This window comes from Mesorhizobium sp. M0292 (assembly GCF_040321695.1).
GTDB lineage: Bacteria > Pseudomonadota > Alphaproteobacteria > Rhizobiales > Rhizobiaceae > Mesorhizobium.
In genome coordinates, this window is record NZ_JAMYSB010000031.1 from 15,892 (window position 1) to 30,796 (window position 14,905).

At 64.1% G+C, this 14,905-nt stretch carries 14 protein-coding genes; 11 read left to right on the plus strand and 3 right to left on the minus strand.

What is annotated here, in order from left to right; translation table 11 throughout:
• Window positions 1-12 precede the first annotated feature (12 nt).
• Genes NKI96_RS29370 through NKI96_RS29385 form a run of 4 tightly spaced genes read left to right on the plus strand, consistent with a single transcriptional unit; the run spans window position 13 to window position 3,937 of the window.
• Window positions 13-1,338, plus strand: a complete 1,326-nt coding sequence (locus tag NKI96_RS29370; protein ID WP_352807444.1) for an alanine racemase — start codon at window positions 13-15, stop codon at window positions 1,336-1,338.
• Between the two features lie 38 nt (window positions 1,339-1,376).
• Entirely contained in the window at window positions 1,377-1,721 is a 345-nt protein-coding gene (locus NKI96_RS29375; RefSeq protein ID WP_023686804.1) for a RidA family protein, read from the plus strand.
• A gap of 2 nt (window positions 1,722-1,723) precedes the next feature.
• A complete protein-coding gene (locus NKI96_RS29380) occupies window positions 1,724-2,734 on the plus strand; it encodes a succinylglutamate desuccinylase/aspartoacylase family protein (RefSeq protein WP_023686805.1) in 1,011 nt (336 codons plus the stop codon).
• A 21-nt stretch (window positions 2,735-2,755) separates the two neighbouring features.
• Window positions 2,756-3,937 carry a hypothetical protein gene (locus tag NKI96_RS29385; protein ID WP_023807587.1) on the plus strand — a complete coding sequence of 394 codons (1,182 nt, stop codon included), beginning with the start codon at window positions 2,756-2,758 and terminating at the stop codon, window positions 3,935-3,937.
• Window positions 3,938-4,012: 75 nt separating this feature from the next.
• Here the strand turns inward: NKI96_RS29385 and NKI96_RS29390 are convergent, their stop codons facing one another.
• Genes NKI96_RS29390 through NKI96_RS29400 form a run of 3 tightly spaced genes read right to left on the minus strand, consistent with a single transcriptional unit; the run spans window position 4,013 to window position 7,177 of the window.
• On the minus strand, window positions 4,013-4,864 hold the full coding sequence (locus tag NKI96_RS29390) for a TIGR01459 family HAD-type hydrolase (protein ID WP_023686807.1): 852 nt from the start codon (window positions 4,862-4,864) through the stop codon (window positions 4,013-4,015).
• Window positions 4,861-6,150, minus strand: coding sequence for an FGGY-family carbohydrate kinase (locus tag NKI96_RS29395; RefSeq protein WP_023723356.1), 1,290 nt, complete (start codon window positions 6,148-6,150; stop codon window positions 4,861-4,863). Before NKI96_RS29395 ends, NKI96_RS29390 begins: the two co-directional genes overlap by 4 nt.
• A complete protein-coding gene (locus NKI96_RS29400) occupies window positions 6,134-7,177 on the minus strand; it encodes a class II aldolase/adducin family protein (protein ID WP_023670571.1) in 1,044 nt (347 codons plus the stop codon). Before NKI96_RS29400 ends, NKI96_RS29395 begins: the two co-directional genes overlap by 17 nt.
• A 193-nt stretch (window positions 7,178-7,370) precedes the next feature.
• Between NKI96_RS29400 and NKI96_RS29405 the strand changes: the two genes are divergently transcribed.
• From NKI96_RS29405 to NKI96_RS29435, 7 genes are all read left to right on the plus strand, one after another.
• Window positions 7,371-8,153, plus strand: a complete 783-nt coding sequence (locus NKI96_RS29405) for a DeoR/GlpR family DNA-binding transcription regulator (protein ID WP_023701285.1) — start codon at window positions 7,371-7,373, stop codon at window positions 8,151-8,153.
• Entirely contained in the window at window positions 8,150-9,529 is a 1,380-nt protein-coding gene (locus NKI96_RS29410; RefSeq protein ID WP_023732351.1) for an FGGY-family carbohydrate kinase, read from the plus strand. The genes NKI96_RS29405 and NKI96_RS29410 overlap by 4 nt, the downstream gene beginning before the upstream one ends.
• 44 nt (window positions 9,530-9,573) lie before the next feature.
• Window positions 9,574-11,070 (plus strand): sugar ABC transporter ATP-binding protein, encoded by a 1,497-nt coding sequence (locus NKI96_RS29415; protein ID WP_050588083.1) that lies wholly within the window; start codon window positions 9,574-9,576, stop codon window positions 11,068-11,070.
• Complete coding sequence (locus tag NKI96_RS29420; RefSeq protein WP_352807449.1) at window positions 11,067-12,059, plus strand: ABC transporter permease subunit; 993 nt, start codon at window positions 11,067-11,069, stop codon at window positions 12,057-12,059. Before NKI96_RS29415 ends, NKI96_RS29420 begins: the two co-directional genes overlap by 4 nt.
• Window positions 12,060-12,135: 76 nt before the next feature.
• Entirely contained in the window at window positions 12,136-13,074 is a 939-nt protein-coding gene (locus tag NKI96_RS29425; RefSeq protein WP_023670567.1) for an ABC transporter substrate-binding protein, read from the plus strand.
• A gap of 66 nt (window positions 13,075-13,140) precedes the next feature.
• On the plus strand, window positions 13,141-14,034 hold the full coding sequence (locus NKI96_RS29430) for a sugar phosphate isomerase/epimerase family protein (protein WP_023707957.1): 894 nt from the start codon (window positions 13,141-13,143) through the stop codon (window positions 14,032-14,034).
• A 621-nt stretch (window positions 14,035-14,655) separates the two neighbouring features.
• Entirely contained in the window at window positions 14,656-14,898 is a 243-nt protein-coding gene (locus tag NKI96_RS29435; protein ID WP_023670565.1) for a DUF768 domain-containing protein, read from the plus strand.
• Window positions 14,899-14,905: the final 7 nt, after the last annotated feature.

The following is a 14,905-nucleotide window of genomic DNA, read 5'->3' on the forward strand; positions in this document are numbered from 1 at the left end:
GGTTAGCATCGGATGACTGAAAACTCACCGGTTCCAGCCCTTTCGGTGCACGAAAATTTTCAGCTCGACGACCGCATCCGCGGCGTGCCTCCCGGCACAACCGGGCTTGACAGCAGCCTTGTCGCGGCCGAGCACTGGCATCCCGCGGATGGACGCATGGCGCTTCCGGTTCTGACCCTCGACGAGGCGGCCTTCTCCGCCAATCGCGACCTGTTCCTGCGCTATGCGCGCGAACACAATGTTGAGATCGCTCCGCATGCCAAGACGCCGATGGCGCCCGACCTTGCCCGGTCGCTGGTCGAGGCCGGCGCATGGGGCACGACGGTCGCCGACATCAGGCAAGCGACAGTGATGCTGAACGCCGGCTTGACACGGCTGATCATCGCCAATGAGGTTGGCGGAGCCGGCGGCGCCAACCGGCTGGCCGTGCTTGCTGGTGCCTGGCCGGATGCCGAGCTCTATGTCTTTGCCGACTCGGTCGACGCCGTGAACGCGCTTTCCGAGGCTTGGCGCGCCAATGCGGCACTGCCGCCTTTGCATGTGCTGGTCGAACTTGGTGCGGGCAGGGCGGGCGCCCGCACCACCGCGCAAGCCGAGGCCATCGCCGATGCGATCACGGCTGCCGGCGGGCGGCTGCTGATCGCCGGCGTTACGACCTATGAAGGGGCGGCGGCGCAACCCGAGCCCGGTCGCACCGATGAGGTGATATCCGGCCTGCTGGCAATGACCGCCGACATGTTCCTGCGGCTGCGTGCCCGCGTCGGCGGCGACGCACCGCTGATCGTCACAGCCGGCGGCTCCGCCTTCTTCGACAGAGTGGTTGAAGCACTTTCGCCGGTGGTTTTCAGCGACGGCAACGCAACGCTGGTGCTGCGCAGTGGCGCCATCTTCTTCCACGACCACGGCACCTATGACCGTTCGCTCGGCGCCCTCGATGCCCGCAAGGGTTTTGCCATAGGCGGCATCAGCGCTTCGGCGCGGCATTCCTTTCGCCCTGCGCTACGCCTGTGGGCCGAAGTGCTGTCGCGGCCTGAGCCCGGCCTCATCATCTGCGGCATGGGGATGCGCGACGTGTCGTTCGACCAGGGATTTCCAACGCTGCTCACGGTCTTCCGCGCCGGGAAGCCGTCGCCGATGCCCATCGCGCGCGCCGAGGTGGTCAAGCTCAACGACCAGCATGCCTTCCTGTCGATTGCGCCGAGCGACGACATCGCCGTCGGCGACGTCATCGAATTCGGCATCTCGCACCCCTGCACCTGCCTCGACCGTTATCGCGTGATCTTCGGGGTCGACGCGACCGGCCACGTCCGCCACGCTTTCCCCACCTGGTTCGGCTGACCAGATCCCCCAAAAAGAGAACCTCGAAAGGATCCGATATGATCAAGTATTTTCAGTCCGGCTCGCGCATGTCGCAGGCAGTCGTCTATGGCGGCCTCGTTCACATAGCCGGCCAAGTGGCCAACGATCGCAAGGCCGGCATCGAAGGCCAGACCAGCGACGTGCTTGCCAAAGTCGAGGCGCTGCTGGTCGAGGTCGGCAGCAGCAAGTCGAAGTTGGTGGCGGTCAACATCTTCCTGCCGCAGATCGGTGATTTCGAGGCCATGAACAGCATCTACGATGCCTGGATCGATCCTGCCCGCCTGCCGGCGCGGGCCTGCGTCGAGGCGCGGCTTGCCGACCCTGATCTCCGCATCGAAATCACCGCGGTCGCGGCGGTCTGACCATGCACACCGGCCTCGCCCACACGCTCGATTTCGACCGCGACGGCAAGACGCTCAGCCATCTAAGCATTCCGTTCTCGATCGATCGCTCGCCCTACTTTCAGGTCAAGGTGCCGATCTGCCTCATCCGCAATGGCGACGGCCCGTCACTGCTTTTGATGGCCGGCAATCACGGCGACGAATATGAGGGCGAGCTGTCGCTGGCAAAACTGGCGCGCCGGCTCGATCCGAAGCGGATCAAGGGCCGCATCACCATCATGCCGATGGCCAACGCCCCTGCGGTGATGGCCGCCAAGCGCTGCTCGCCGCTCGACGGCGGCAATCTCAACCGGGCGTTTCCCGGCGATCCCTCGGGAACGCCGACAAGCCGGCTCGCCAATTTCCTTGAGACGGAGCTGTTTCCTCGTCACGACGTCGTCTTCGATATCCATTCGGGCGGCACGTCGATGGAGCATCTGCCGACCGCGCTGGTCGAACGCAACGCCGATCCCGAGCGCCACCGGCGCGGCGTCGAGCTGATGCGCACGCTCGGCATGCCCTACGGCTTTATCGCTGACAACGGCCAGGCCTCGCCAACCTCGATGGGCGCAGCGCGCCGCGCCGGCGCCGTCGGCGTCAGCGGTGAGTTCGGCGGCGGTGGCACCGCAACGGTCGATTCGATGGCGATCACGGCCCGCGCGCTCGACCGTCTGATGATAGCAATGGGTGTGGTCGACGCGCCGGTTCTTGGCGCGGGCGAAAAGCCTTCGGCGCCGACAAGGCTGCTGTCCCTGTCCAGGCACAGCCAGGGCCTCTATGCCACCCGCCGCGGCTGGTTCGAGCCCGCCGCTAGGCTCGGCGACAGTGTCACTTCAGGACAATTGGCCGGCTGGTACCACGATCTCGAGCGGCTCGATGTTGCCGAGGAGGCCCTGCATTTCGCCGAAAGCGGCTTGGTGCTGTCGCGCCGGCTGCACACGATGTGTGAGGCGGGCGACTGCCTAATGCAGGTCGCAGAGCCGGTCGACGGCTGAGCCAAAGGCAGAGGATATTCCATGCAGCAACTGTCCATGTGGACCTATCCCTGGGACATCCAGGATCTCGGCCTGGAGACGGTCGAACGTGATCTTGTCGAGCGCGCCGGGCTCAACATGATCAGCCTGGCGACATCCTATCATGCCGGGCGCTTCCTGCAGCCGCGCAGCCCGCGCCGCAAGGCCTATTTCCCTGAGGACGGCACCATCTATTTCAAGCCGACCGCTGCGCGCTGGGGAAGTCTAGCCATCCAGCCCAAGGTGGCTGACGTGATCACTGAGGGCGGCGACGTGCTCGGTCAGCTCATCCGCCGTCGCGACGCGGGCGGACTAGGAGTTTCGTGCTGGACGGTCTGCCTGCACAACACCCGCCTGGGCATGCTGCATCCGCAGGCCGTCACCCGCAACGCCTTCGGCGATGCCAATTACTACAATCTCTGCCCCTCCCATCCCGATGCGCGCGCCTATGTCCGCGCGCTGATCGCAGACATCTCGCACAGCTACCGGCCGGACCGGATAGAACTTGAAAGCCCGTCCTTCATGGGCTTTGCCCATGAATACCATCACGAGAAGGACGGTGTCGGGCTGACGCCGGAAGACGATTTTCTTTTGTCTCTGTGCTTCTGTCCGTCCTGCGTCGCCCGTGCGGCAAAAGCCGGCATCGATGCCGAGGCGGCGCGCAAGCTCACCAGGCAATGGATCGTCGAGACCTGCGAGCGTGCGATGCCTGAGCGGCGCTTTCCCGATTTTCCCGCCTGCGGCATCGACGCCTTTGCCCCCTGGCCGGAGCTCCATGCCTATCTCTTGTGGCGATTCGAGCCAGTGACCAGCCTGGTCGCCGAACTGCGCGAGGTAGCCGATCCCACGACGCGGGTCGTTATTATCGATCTGAAAGACGGCTGGCTTGGCGGTTGCGATCTGGCAGCGCTGGGCAAGGTCTGCGACGGGGCGATCCTGTGCGCCTACGACATGCAGGCCGGCGATGTCGCCAGCCTGATGGCGGCCGGCCGTGCGGCACTGGGCGCGGACAAATTCCTCGGCGCCGGCTACCGGCTGTTCTATCCGGAAATGGCCCGCCCCGACATTCTTGCGGCCAAGGTGAAGCCAGCGCTGGCGCCCGGTGTCGACGGCATCAATTTCTACAATTACGGCCTCATTCCAGCCGCGCGGCTCGACTGGATCCGCGCTGTTCGGCAGCCTTGAGCCAGCCGGCCAATGCTCGCCGGCCACGAGGCGTTGAGGCCGGATTCGGGCGCGAGCGCTGCGGGGTGAATCAAATCAGCGAAACCTGAAGCCATCCATGGTGTAATCCGGGTATGCGTCCATCGTGTCGAACAGGTCGAACAGGTCAGGTGTGTCCGCCAATATTCCTGACAGAACCAGCACCGTGGCCACGCCGGCAGCAAGTCCGCCAGCGATGTCGTGTTCGACACTGTCGCCGACGCAGACCACAGTGCCGCGGTCTGGATTGCCTGCCAGCGCTAGTGCGGCGCCGAATATGGCGGGGTAAGGCTTGCCGATACGCGTGACGCTACCACCGAGGTCCTCGTAGAGATCCGCCAGCCGGCCGGCACCGAAGCGCGGCCCCACTGCCGTCAGCATGATCTTGTCAGGGTTGGTGCAGAAGCATGGCACCTGCCGCACCGCAGCCGGCGCAAGAAGTCGGCGATAGTGCTCAAGATCATAGCGGTCGCCCTCGCTGGCCGAAATCAGCACCAGCCCGGCATCGTCACCGTCCTTAGTCAATGCGAACGGCAGACCTTCGATCGCCGAGCGGTCATCGTCGCGGCTTATCAACAGGCATTTCGTGTTTGGCAGTAGCTTTCCGGATACCGCCATGTCGTGGAAGAACTCCCACGCGACCTCGCCGGAAGAAACAAAATGGTCCCAGCTTCCCGGTTCGAAGCCGAGCTTTAGCAGCCGGCTCTCGTTAGGCCCCGCCCGCTTGCCGGAGTTCGAGATCAGCACAATGGTCTTGCCGGCGCGCTTCAGCGCCGACAGTGCTTCCACTGCCCCTGGATAGGGGCTGGCGCCGTCATGCAGCACGCCGAACTGATCGAGCAGGAAAAAATCATAGCGCTCGGCCAGCTGGTTGACGCCGTTGAGGTGTTCGACTGTTTTCGCGCTCATAGAAGCCCCGCCGCGCTTGCGCCCATCAGCGCCAGCCGCGCTGTGCCGGCGGCGGCTTCGTCCGAAAGCGCCGGCAGGAAATCAACACCAAGTCTGCGCTGCCGGATCGCCGTCCAGGCGGCATTCGCCGCACCGCCGCCGACGCTTCTGACCGACGTCAGCTGCGGAGCGCCGAGCTCGGCGAGCCTGTCATAGCCGAGCGCCTCGATCGCGGCGATACCCTCCAACATGGCTTTCAGATAGTCGGCGTCCTCCACCGGTCGCGGCACAAGACGCGGCGGCAGTGCCGGATCGGCGATCGGAAAGCGTTCGCCTGCAGTGGCAAGAGGATAGTAGTCGAGGCCGGTCTCGGTCATCGGGTCGATCGCCATGCTCAGCTCGACGATGCGCGCCAGAGGGAAATGCTGTGTCAGCACCTTGCCGCCGGAGTTCGATGCGCCGCCCGCCAGCCAGACATCTCCAAGCCGATGGCTGTAGATGCCGAAGCGTGGCGCCGAGATAGGCCGGTCGGACAGGATCTTGACGGTCAACGACGACCCCAGCGCGGTGACGCCGTCGCCTATTGCCGCGGCACCTGTCGCCAGGAACGAGGCGCAGCCATCGGTCGTTCCGGCGACGACGGCGATTTCGCGCGGTAAGCCGAACATATCCGCGGCATCCGCGGTGAGTTTGCCGACGACATCGCCCGGCCTGGCGATACCGGGCAGCAACTCCATGCGCATTTCGGTGGCCGCAATCCAGTCCGGCCAGCAGCGGGCCGTGATGTCGTAACCGGTTTTCAAGGCATTGTTCTCGTCGCTGACATCGAAGCGACCGGAGAATTGTCCCGCGATCCAGTCCGCCTGATGCAGCACCGCGGCAACACCGGGCGTGCGCTGGAACCAGAGCGCCTTGGCGAGACCGGACGTCGCCCCAAGTGCGGCACTGGTCGCTGGGGCTTCGCGAGCGATCGCGACCAGAATGGCGTTGTCGGCGACCGTATCGTTGTACATCAGCGGCTCGGCCAGCGGCCGCCCGGCGCCGTCGACCGGCAGCAACGTACCTGAAGTGCCGTCAACAGCGATCGACCGGACCGCTGTTCGGTCGATGCCCGAAAGCAGTTCCGCCAGCGCTGCGCCGACCGCTGACCACCACACTGCAGGGTCGCGGGCATTCCGGCCAAACAACTCGAGCGAAACGGCGGAACGCGCGGCAATGGAAAAATCCGGACGCATGGCGACCGCGCGCGCGCCGGACGTGCCGATGTCGATGCCTATGGCAAGCGGCGTGTCAGCGGCTGGCGGCATTGAGTTTCTGGCGATACTTCTCGGCGTCCCAGTTGACCAGTTCATCGTTCTCGGCGGCGGTGAGGTAGTTCAGCCGCGCTGCAATGTCGATGCGTGCCGTCACGTCGGCAAGGCAGCGTTGCATGGCGTCGGCGCCCGCACTGGCATCGCCGCGCATCAGCACGCCCAGCCCGGGAAACAGGATCGCCACGGGGTTTGTACCGCACCGCTCGATGACGCGCGGCACATCCTCACCGGGCTTTGCCACCACCGACCCCCGACCCAGAAAGATGACGTGATCGGGGTAGAGGCTGCCCCCGGACGCCATGCGGCGGCTTTCGGGATCGATGGCGACCGCGTGCGCCTCGATTTCCGCCGGCAGCCTGTAACCGGTTTTCCCGGCCAGCGCCGCCAATCCCGCAACATCCGGTTCCGCCACTTGGCGCGCCGGCCGCGCCAGAAGCAGCGTGACGCGGCGCAGCAGCACTTCGGCCTCGGCGACGGTATCGGCCGCGACGACCAGCCCGTGATTGGCAAGGATTAGCACGTCGACCCCAGCCTGAAGCCGCTCGGCAATACCCTGGGCAAGCGGCAGGCCTGGCCGGAAATAAGGAACATACGCCCATTTGAGACCATCAAGGCGTCTGGCGGCTTCCACCTCGCAATTGGCCTGTACCGCCAGCGAAATGGTTTCGACGCAATGGACATGCAGGACGACGCGCTGCGGCATCAGCGCGTGAACGGTGGTTTCAATCGAAGGGCGCAGGCGCCGGGCGTTGAGCGTCTCGATGGCGAAGATCTGCGGCTGGTCGGCGGCGCTGTCGCGCTGTTCGACAGCCCTGAGCAGCGGCGCCATCGCCACCGGGACCATGATGTCTTCGGAGAGCGCATCCTTCAGCCATGTGCCGGAAGCCTTGATCCACAGCGTGTCGCCGGCTTTCAGCGAGGTGTTGCCGCCGGCGGCCTGGGTCAGATTTGGATTGCGCCCGATGCTGGCCGAAAGCGCCCGCAAAGCAGCCATTTCCTGCGCATCCGCATAGCTCGCCATGGCGCATTTCCTCTATCAGCTCCGTCAGCCTCGCAGCTTCGGATACCCGTCGTGGGATGTTGATGTGTATCGCAGATGCGAGCGACTTACGTCAATAGTGATCTAATGTCATCAAAGGTTCTTGCAATCGGAAAGATGTTGAGTAAGTTACGTCAAATGCCGTGGCAAAAACGGCTCCTGGGAGGAAAAACGATTGAGCGACTCCGGCCGCCAGCGTCAGATCGTCGAGTTGCTGCGGGATCGCCCCTTCGCGTCGGTGCGCGAACTGCAGGAGCAGCTCGGCGTGTCGGCGGCGACGGTGCGGCGCGACATCGACAAGATCGACGAGGCCGGTGAAGCACGGAAGGTCTATGGTGGCATCTCGGCGCTCGACGGCGCTTCACAGGCGGGTGTTGCCTATGCCAGGCCCTATGACGAGAACCGCGACCTCGCGGTCGAGGCCAAGCGGCAGATCGCCGCTCTCGCGGCCACGATGGTGCGCGACGGCGATGCGGTCATCGTGCATGGCGGTTCGACCTGCTTCCACCTTGGGGTCAAGCTGGCTGAGCGCAGCATCCGTCTCTATACCAATTCGATGCCGCTCGCGGCCTATCTGAGCGACCACGGCCATTGCAGCCTGACCGTTGCCGGCGGCGATCTGCATCGTGAGCCGGGCATCATCCATTCACCGACCCAGGCGGAGCCGTTCTACGCATCGAAGTTCTTTCTCGGCGCGCAAGGCCTTGGCCAGGAGGGCGTGCTGGAATCGCACCCGCTGCTGGTCCGCTCCATCGCCGATCTCAGCCTGTGTGCCGACCAGATCGTGGTGCTGGCCGACAGCCGCAAACTGTCGATCCACGCCCGTAACATCGCGCTGCCCTTGTCGCGCATCGGCACGCTGGTGACCGATGACGGCCTGTCCGACGTCGACGCGCGCATGCTGGAAGACGCGGGCGTCATGGTGCGCATCGCTTCGGCTTCGGGAGCCATCCAGTGAAGATGGCCGTCCTCGATTTCGGCAAGACCAATTCGAAGCTGTTCGTCTTCGCTCAGGACGGGCGCATCGTCGACGAGCGCCGGACCCGGCCGAACTGGATGCGCAAAGATGGCTTCAGCGTGCTTGATGAGGCAGCACTTCACGATTGGGCGGTTCGCGCCGTTAGCGAGGCCGCCGACGTCCATGGCGTACAGGGCGTGATGGTGTCGGGCCATGGCTGCACCTTTGCCCTGGTCGACGAGGCGGCGCTGACGCATCCGATACTCGATTATGAGCAAGAGCCGCCGGCTGATATTGCCGCGCAAATTGATCGCCTCGTTCCGGATTTCACCGAGACCTTCTCGCCGCGATTGCCGCTCGGCTTCAACTACGGTCGCCACATGCTGTGGCTACAGGCGGTGCAACCCGGTGCATTCACGGCCGCGAAATCGATCCTCGGCTATCCACAATACTGGAGCTGGCGGTTTGGCGGCCGGGCGGTCTCGGAAGTGTCCTATCTCGGCTGCCACTCGCATTTATGGGCGCCGCGCAAGCGCGACTTCAGTTCGCTGGTCGACATCGAGGGCTGGCGCGACCGGATGCCCGCTTTCGAGCGGGCGGGCTCGGTTATCGGCGAGCAACGCCTCGGCGACACGAAGCGGCGGATCGCCATCCACAATGGTGTCCATGACAGCAATGCCGCGCTCCATGCCTATCGCCGGCAGGAGCTTGGCCCGGTCACCGTCGTCTCGACCGGCACCTGGGTCGTCGTGCTTAATCCGGATTGCCTGCTCGACGCGCTCGATGGCCAGCGCGACATGCTGGTCAATGTCGATGTCGACGGCGGCCCTGTGCCGACCATCCGCTTTATGGGCGGGCGCGAATTCGCCACGATCAGCGACGGCTGGCAAGGCGCGATCGCGCCGGCGACAGTGCAGCGGGTGATCAACGCCGGCAGCATGGCGCTGCCGAGCTTCGCGCCGGGCGGACCAATGCCCGGCCGCGCCGGCAAATTGGTCGGCCGCATGCCAAGCGCCGAGGAACGCGCAGCCGTGGCGCTGCTCTACGTCGCGCTGATGGTCGACCTCTGCCTCGACCAGATCCATTCGGACAACACCGTGATCGTCGATGGCGGACTGAACGCTGGCGGCCTGCTCGCCGGGCTAGTGGCGCAACTGCGTCCCAGCCAGGCCTTCCTGCAAGGGGCCACACTGGAGGGCAGCGCCACCGGGGCGGCGGCGCTGGCCTTCGAGACCGTCGGCCGCGAATTTGCCGCGGAAGTGCCGGAGCCCGTGCGTGCCGCAAGCTTCACCGGACTTGCCCGATATCGCGACACATGGCGTGGCCTCATCGGCGAGCAGGGCATCCCCCGCGCGGCAGCGGGAGGCGCACGGTGATTGTCGCTGCTCAGGCCGAAGTCACGCGCCAGCCAGTGCTGGAAATGCGGCACATCTCGAAGACGTTCGGGCCAGTCCGCGCCTTGCAGGACGTGTCGCTGACCGTCCATGCCGGCGAAGTCCATGCGCTGATGGGTGAAAACGGTGCTGGCAAGTCGACTTTGATGAAGGTGCTGTCCGGCGCCTATCGGCCTGATGCCGGCGGCGAGATACTGATCGACGGCGTGCCGGTCGCCACCGGCGACCCGATCAAGGCGCGGGCTCACGGCATTGCGGTTATCTATCAGGAACTGTCGCTGGCGCCCAACCTGACGGTCGCGCAGAACATCTTCCTCGGCAATGAGCCGAGGCGTTTTGGCATCGTCGACCGCGACCAATGCTACCGGCGCAGCAATGAGATCATCAAGCGTCTCGGCGTGTCCTTCTCCGCACGGGCTCAGGTTTCCAGCCTGTCGCTCGGCGAGCGTCAGCTGGTCGAAATCGCCCGCGCGCTTTCGACCAGCGCGCGCATCATCGTCATGGACGAGCCAACCACCTCGCTGACCTCGCGCGAGACCGACCGTCTCTTCGAGGTCATCGCGACGCTGAAGTCGCAAGGCATCGCCATCATCTACATCAGCCACCGCATGGAAGAGGTCTACCAGTTGGCCGACCGTGTCAGCGTGCTGCGCGACAGCGGCTATGTCGGCACACTCGAGCGTGCCGAGCTGAACGCCTCGCGCCTCGTCTCGATGATGGTTGGCCGCGACCTGTCCGCTTTTTACAGGAAGGATCATCGCCCGCCGGACAACAAGCGCGCGGTCGCCTTGTCGGTGCGCGGCATGGCGGACGGCAATCTCCTGAAGAACTGCTCCTTCGAACTGTACAAGGGCGAGGTGCTGGCTCTGGCTGGCCTTGTCGGCTCGGGCCGCACCGAACTCGCGCGACTGATCTTCGGTGCCGACAGACGCATCGCCGGCACGCTGGAACTCGACGGCAAGCCCGTAACCATCGGCTCGCCAAGCGAGGCACTGAATGCCGGCATCGCCTATCTCACCGAGGACCGCAAGGAGCTCGGCCTCTTTCTCGACATGTCGATCTCCGACAACATCAGCATGGGCGTGCTGGCCAGGGATGCGCGGCCCGGCGGCTTGCGCGATTTCAAAGCCGCCGAGAGACGTGCTGCCACTGCCGTTTCGGATCTCTCCATCCGCACCAGGTCGGTACAGGCCAATGCCGGTTCGCTGTCGGGCGGCAACCAGCAGAAAGTGTTGCTTGCCCGCCTGCTCGAGACCGAGCCGCAAGTGGTCATCCTGGATGAACCGACGCGCGGCGTCGATGTCGGAGCGAAGTCGGAAATCTACCGGCTGATCGACAATCTCGCCAAAAAGGGCATCGCCATCCTGATGATCTCCAGCGAACTGCCGGAGGTGATCGGCGTTGCCGACCGCGTGCTGGTAATGCGCGACGGCACGATTGCCGGCGAGGTTACGGCGTCCAAAGACCAGCCGCTGCGCCAGGAAGCAATCATGGAACTTGCAACGGGAGCGGCCAAGGGATGACCGACAAGGCGACCGAGATCAGTGGCCAGGTTGTCGGCAGGAGCCGGCGGTTGCGCACCGCCTTCGCCGCCCTTGGCATGCTGCCGATCCTGATCCTGCTGGCGGTCGGCTTTCAGTTGATGAACGCGCGCTTCTTCACCCAGACCAATTTGCTGATCGTCATGCAGCAATCGTCGATCAACATTGTGCTGGCAGCGGGCATGACCTTCGTCATCCTGACCGGCGGGATCGACCTGTCCGTCGGCTCGATACTTGCCGCCTCGGCGATGGTGGCGGTGATGGTGTCGCTGGTGCCCGATTGGGGACTGCTGGGCGTGCCGGCGGCCATTCTCGTCGGCCTCGGCTTCGGCGTCATCAACGGGCTGCTGATCGCCTATATCAGACTGCCGCCCTTCATCGTCACGCTGGGGTCGCTGACCGCTGTGCGCGGCGTCGCCCGCCTGCTCGGCCAGGACACCACGGTGTTCAACTCGGACCTGCCGTTCGACTTCATCGGCAACGGTTCGCTGTTCGGCATTCCGTGGCTGGTCATCATCGCCTTGTCGGTCGTGGTGCTGTCCTGGCTGGTGCTCAAGCGCACCGTGCTCGGCACCTGGATCTATGCCGTTGGCGGCAATGCCGAAGCGGCGCGGCTGACCGGCATCAAGGTGCCGCTGGTGCTGCTCTTTGTCTATGGCGTTTCCGGCCTGCTGGCCGGCCTTGGCGGCGCCATGTCAGCGGCCCGGCTCTATGCGGCCAACGGGCTGCAGCTTGGGCAGTCTTACGAACTCGACGCCATTGCCGCGGTCATTCTCGGCGGCACCAGCTTCGTCGGCGGCGTCGGCTCGATCTGGGGCACGCTGATCGGCGGCCTGATCATAGCGGTGCTCTCCAATGGGCTTATCTTGGCCGGTGTCTCGGACATCTGGCAGTACATCATCAAGGGATTGGTCATCATCGTGGCAGTCGCCCTCGACCGCTACAGGCTCCAGGCAGGAGCGAGAACGTGATTGACCTTGGTCGCCGGCGTAAACGACCGGTTTGTGTAACGCACCGTGAGAGGCGCGGGGCAATTGGAGGAAAGCAATGAAGACCATCGCTAAACTGCTCTGCGGCGTCGCACTCGCGGCTGCCGCCATCGCGCCCGCATCGGCCAAGGACCTCAACAAGGTCGGCATCTCGGTCGGCCTGCTCGGCAACCCCTTCTTCGTCGCCACCATCAAGGGCATCGAGGACGCGGCCAAGAAGATCAACCCGAAGGTCGAGGTGACGTCAGTGTCGGCCGACTACGACCTCAACAAGCAGGTCTCTCAGGTCGATTCCTTCATCGCCGCCGGGGTCGACGTGATCATGCTCAATGCGGTCGATGCCAAGGCGATCGGCCCGGCGGTGAAGAAGGCGCAAGCAGCGGGCATCGTCGTTGCCGCCTTCGACGTCTCGGCGCCAGGCGCCGACGTCACCGTGATGACCAACAACGTCAAGGCCGGCGAAGAGGCCTGCCAGTATCTGGTCGACCACACCGGCGGCAAGGGCGACTACGTTATCCTCAACGGCCCGGCGTCGTCGTCGATCCTGGAGCGGGTGAAGGGTTGCAAAGACGTCCTTGCAAAACACCCCGACATCAAGATCCTCTCCGACGACCAGAATGCCGAAGGCTCGCGCGACGGCGGCCTGAAGGTCTTCCAGTCGCTGCTCACCCGCTTCGACAAGATCGATGCGGTGTTTGCCATCAACGATCCGACGGCGATCGGCGCCCAGCTTGCGGCCAAGCAGCTCAATCGCTCGGAGTTCATCTTCACCGCAGTGGATGGCGCTCCCGATATCGAGAAGGAACTCGCTTCCGGCACCTCGATGATCAAGGCCTCGGCTTCGCAGGATCCCTACGTGATGGCTGGCCAGTCGCTGACGATGGCGGCTGAGCTGCTTGCCGGCAAGAAGCCGGCGGAGCCGACCGTGCTGCTCGACCCGAAGCTGATCACGGCCGAGAACCTGAAAGACTACAAGGGCTGGACCGCAGCCCGCTAAGCCTCCCAAGGCCGATGCGGCCGGGGCAACCCGGCCGCAACTCAATTCCAGAAACGGGAGACGATCATGTCGCGCATCGGTATTCATTCCTTCGTCTGGTCGGCGAGTTCGGCGCAAGGCGACCTCGAACGGACGCTGGCCAACACCAAGGAGGCCGGTTTCGACCTGATCGAGTTCTCCTATCTTGACCCCGCCAATGTCGACGTTGGCGGGCTGGCCAGGCGCATCGCCGACCTCAAGCTTGGCGTGGCGATCAGCATCGGCCTGCCGGCCGACGGCGACATTTCGAGTGCCGACAAGGCGGTTGCCGCGCGCGGCGTCGAGATCCTCAACGAGACGATCGCGCTCACCCGCGATCTCGGCGGCCAGAAGATTGGCGGCATCCTCAGTACCAGCCACGGCTTGCAGACGCAGGCGCCGACGCGCGATCAGTGGAACCGCAGCGCGGGTACACTTGCGAAGGTTGCGGAGACGGCCAAGGCCGCCGGCGTCACGCTCAATCTGGAGATCGTCAATCGCTTCGAAAGCAATCTTCTCAACACCGCTTCACAAGGCCTGGCCTTCATCGCGGACACCGGCTCCGACAACATCTTCCTGCATCTCGATACCTTCCACATGAACATCGAGGAGGCCGATGTCGGACTGGCTATCCGCCATGCCGCTGACAAGATCGGTTATGTCCATATCGGCGAGAGCCATCGCGGTTTCCTCGGCACCGGCAATATCGACTTTGCCGCCATCTTCGATGCGCTGACCGCGATCGGCTATAGGGACGACCTCAGCTTTGAATCCTTCTCGTCGAAGATCGTCGACGAGAACCTGTCACGGAAGACGGCGATCTGGCGCAATCTGTGGTCCGACAATATGGAATTGGCCCGGCATGCGCGCGCCTTCATCTCAATCGGTCTGGAGACGGCGCAGCGAAAGGCAGAGCTTGTTGCATCGAGACATCGTCCTTAGCAGGAGCGCGCTGCCAACGCGCCAATGTTGTCGTTCATCCGGCCCGCGCCTTACGTGCAAGGAATCGACGTCGGAGGCGCTGAGTGTGGCGGAGGCAGTCGAGCGGGGTGACGCTGACGAGAGCTTTCTGATTTTGGCCCACGAAACGCAATAAAATCAACATCTTCATACGCCCTCCGGGGCCATCCGATCTCCATACTGGACGGGGATGACGTTTGACACAGCGCGGCGGAAAGAAGCAGGATGGCTGATAGAGTCGACATCGCATAATGATGTCACTATATAGCGGCGGCTTCGACCGTGTAGCTGTGGCGGTGTACCACGAAGCAGCAGAAAATGTGTTACGCGTTGTGATCCCTATTGTGATACAAATCGGCCGTCGACAGCAGGAAAAGATCGTAAGAACAATAGCATAGAGCCGAAGCCGATCCCGGCCAACGTACCACTCTATCAAACAATCAGAACGTGCTCATTGAACCCTTCCTTTCATTCGGCTCTTCGGACCTCCGACAAGATCAACTTGCCGGGCGAAGCCGACTCGGTTCGAATGGCAGCATGCATCCTTTACCGGGTGCGGACGTTTACGGTTACCAACCGGCATAGCCGCCAGGGAAAAGCAGTATGAGTGAACATGCGATCGAGTTCTTGCGCGGGTGGATCGGTGAAAAGGTTCACTGCCAGCACTCGCCGGTAAAGATCGAGAAGCAGGCCGAGACCCTCGCCAAGGAGTGCGCGGCCAAGGCCGCTGAGGTCGGCATTCCGCTGGAAGATATCCAGGAAGAAGTCGGCGACATCCAGGAACTGATCGCATCGCGGCTCGAAGAGGCGGCCGAGGCCGACCAGAGCAACGCGGCCAAGCCGTGACGCAACA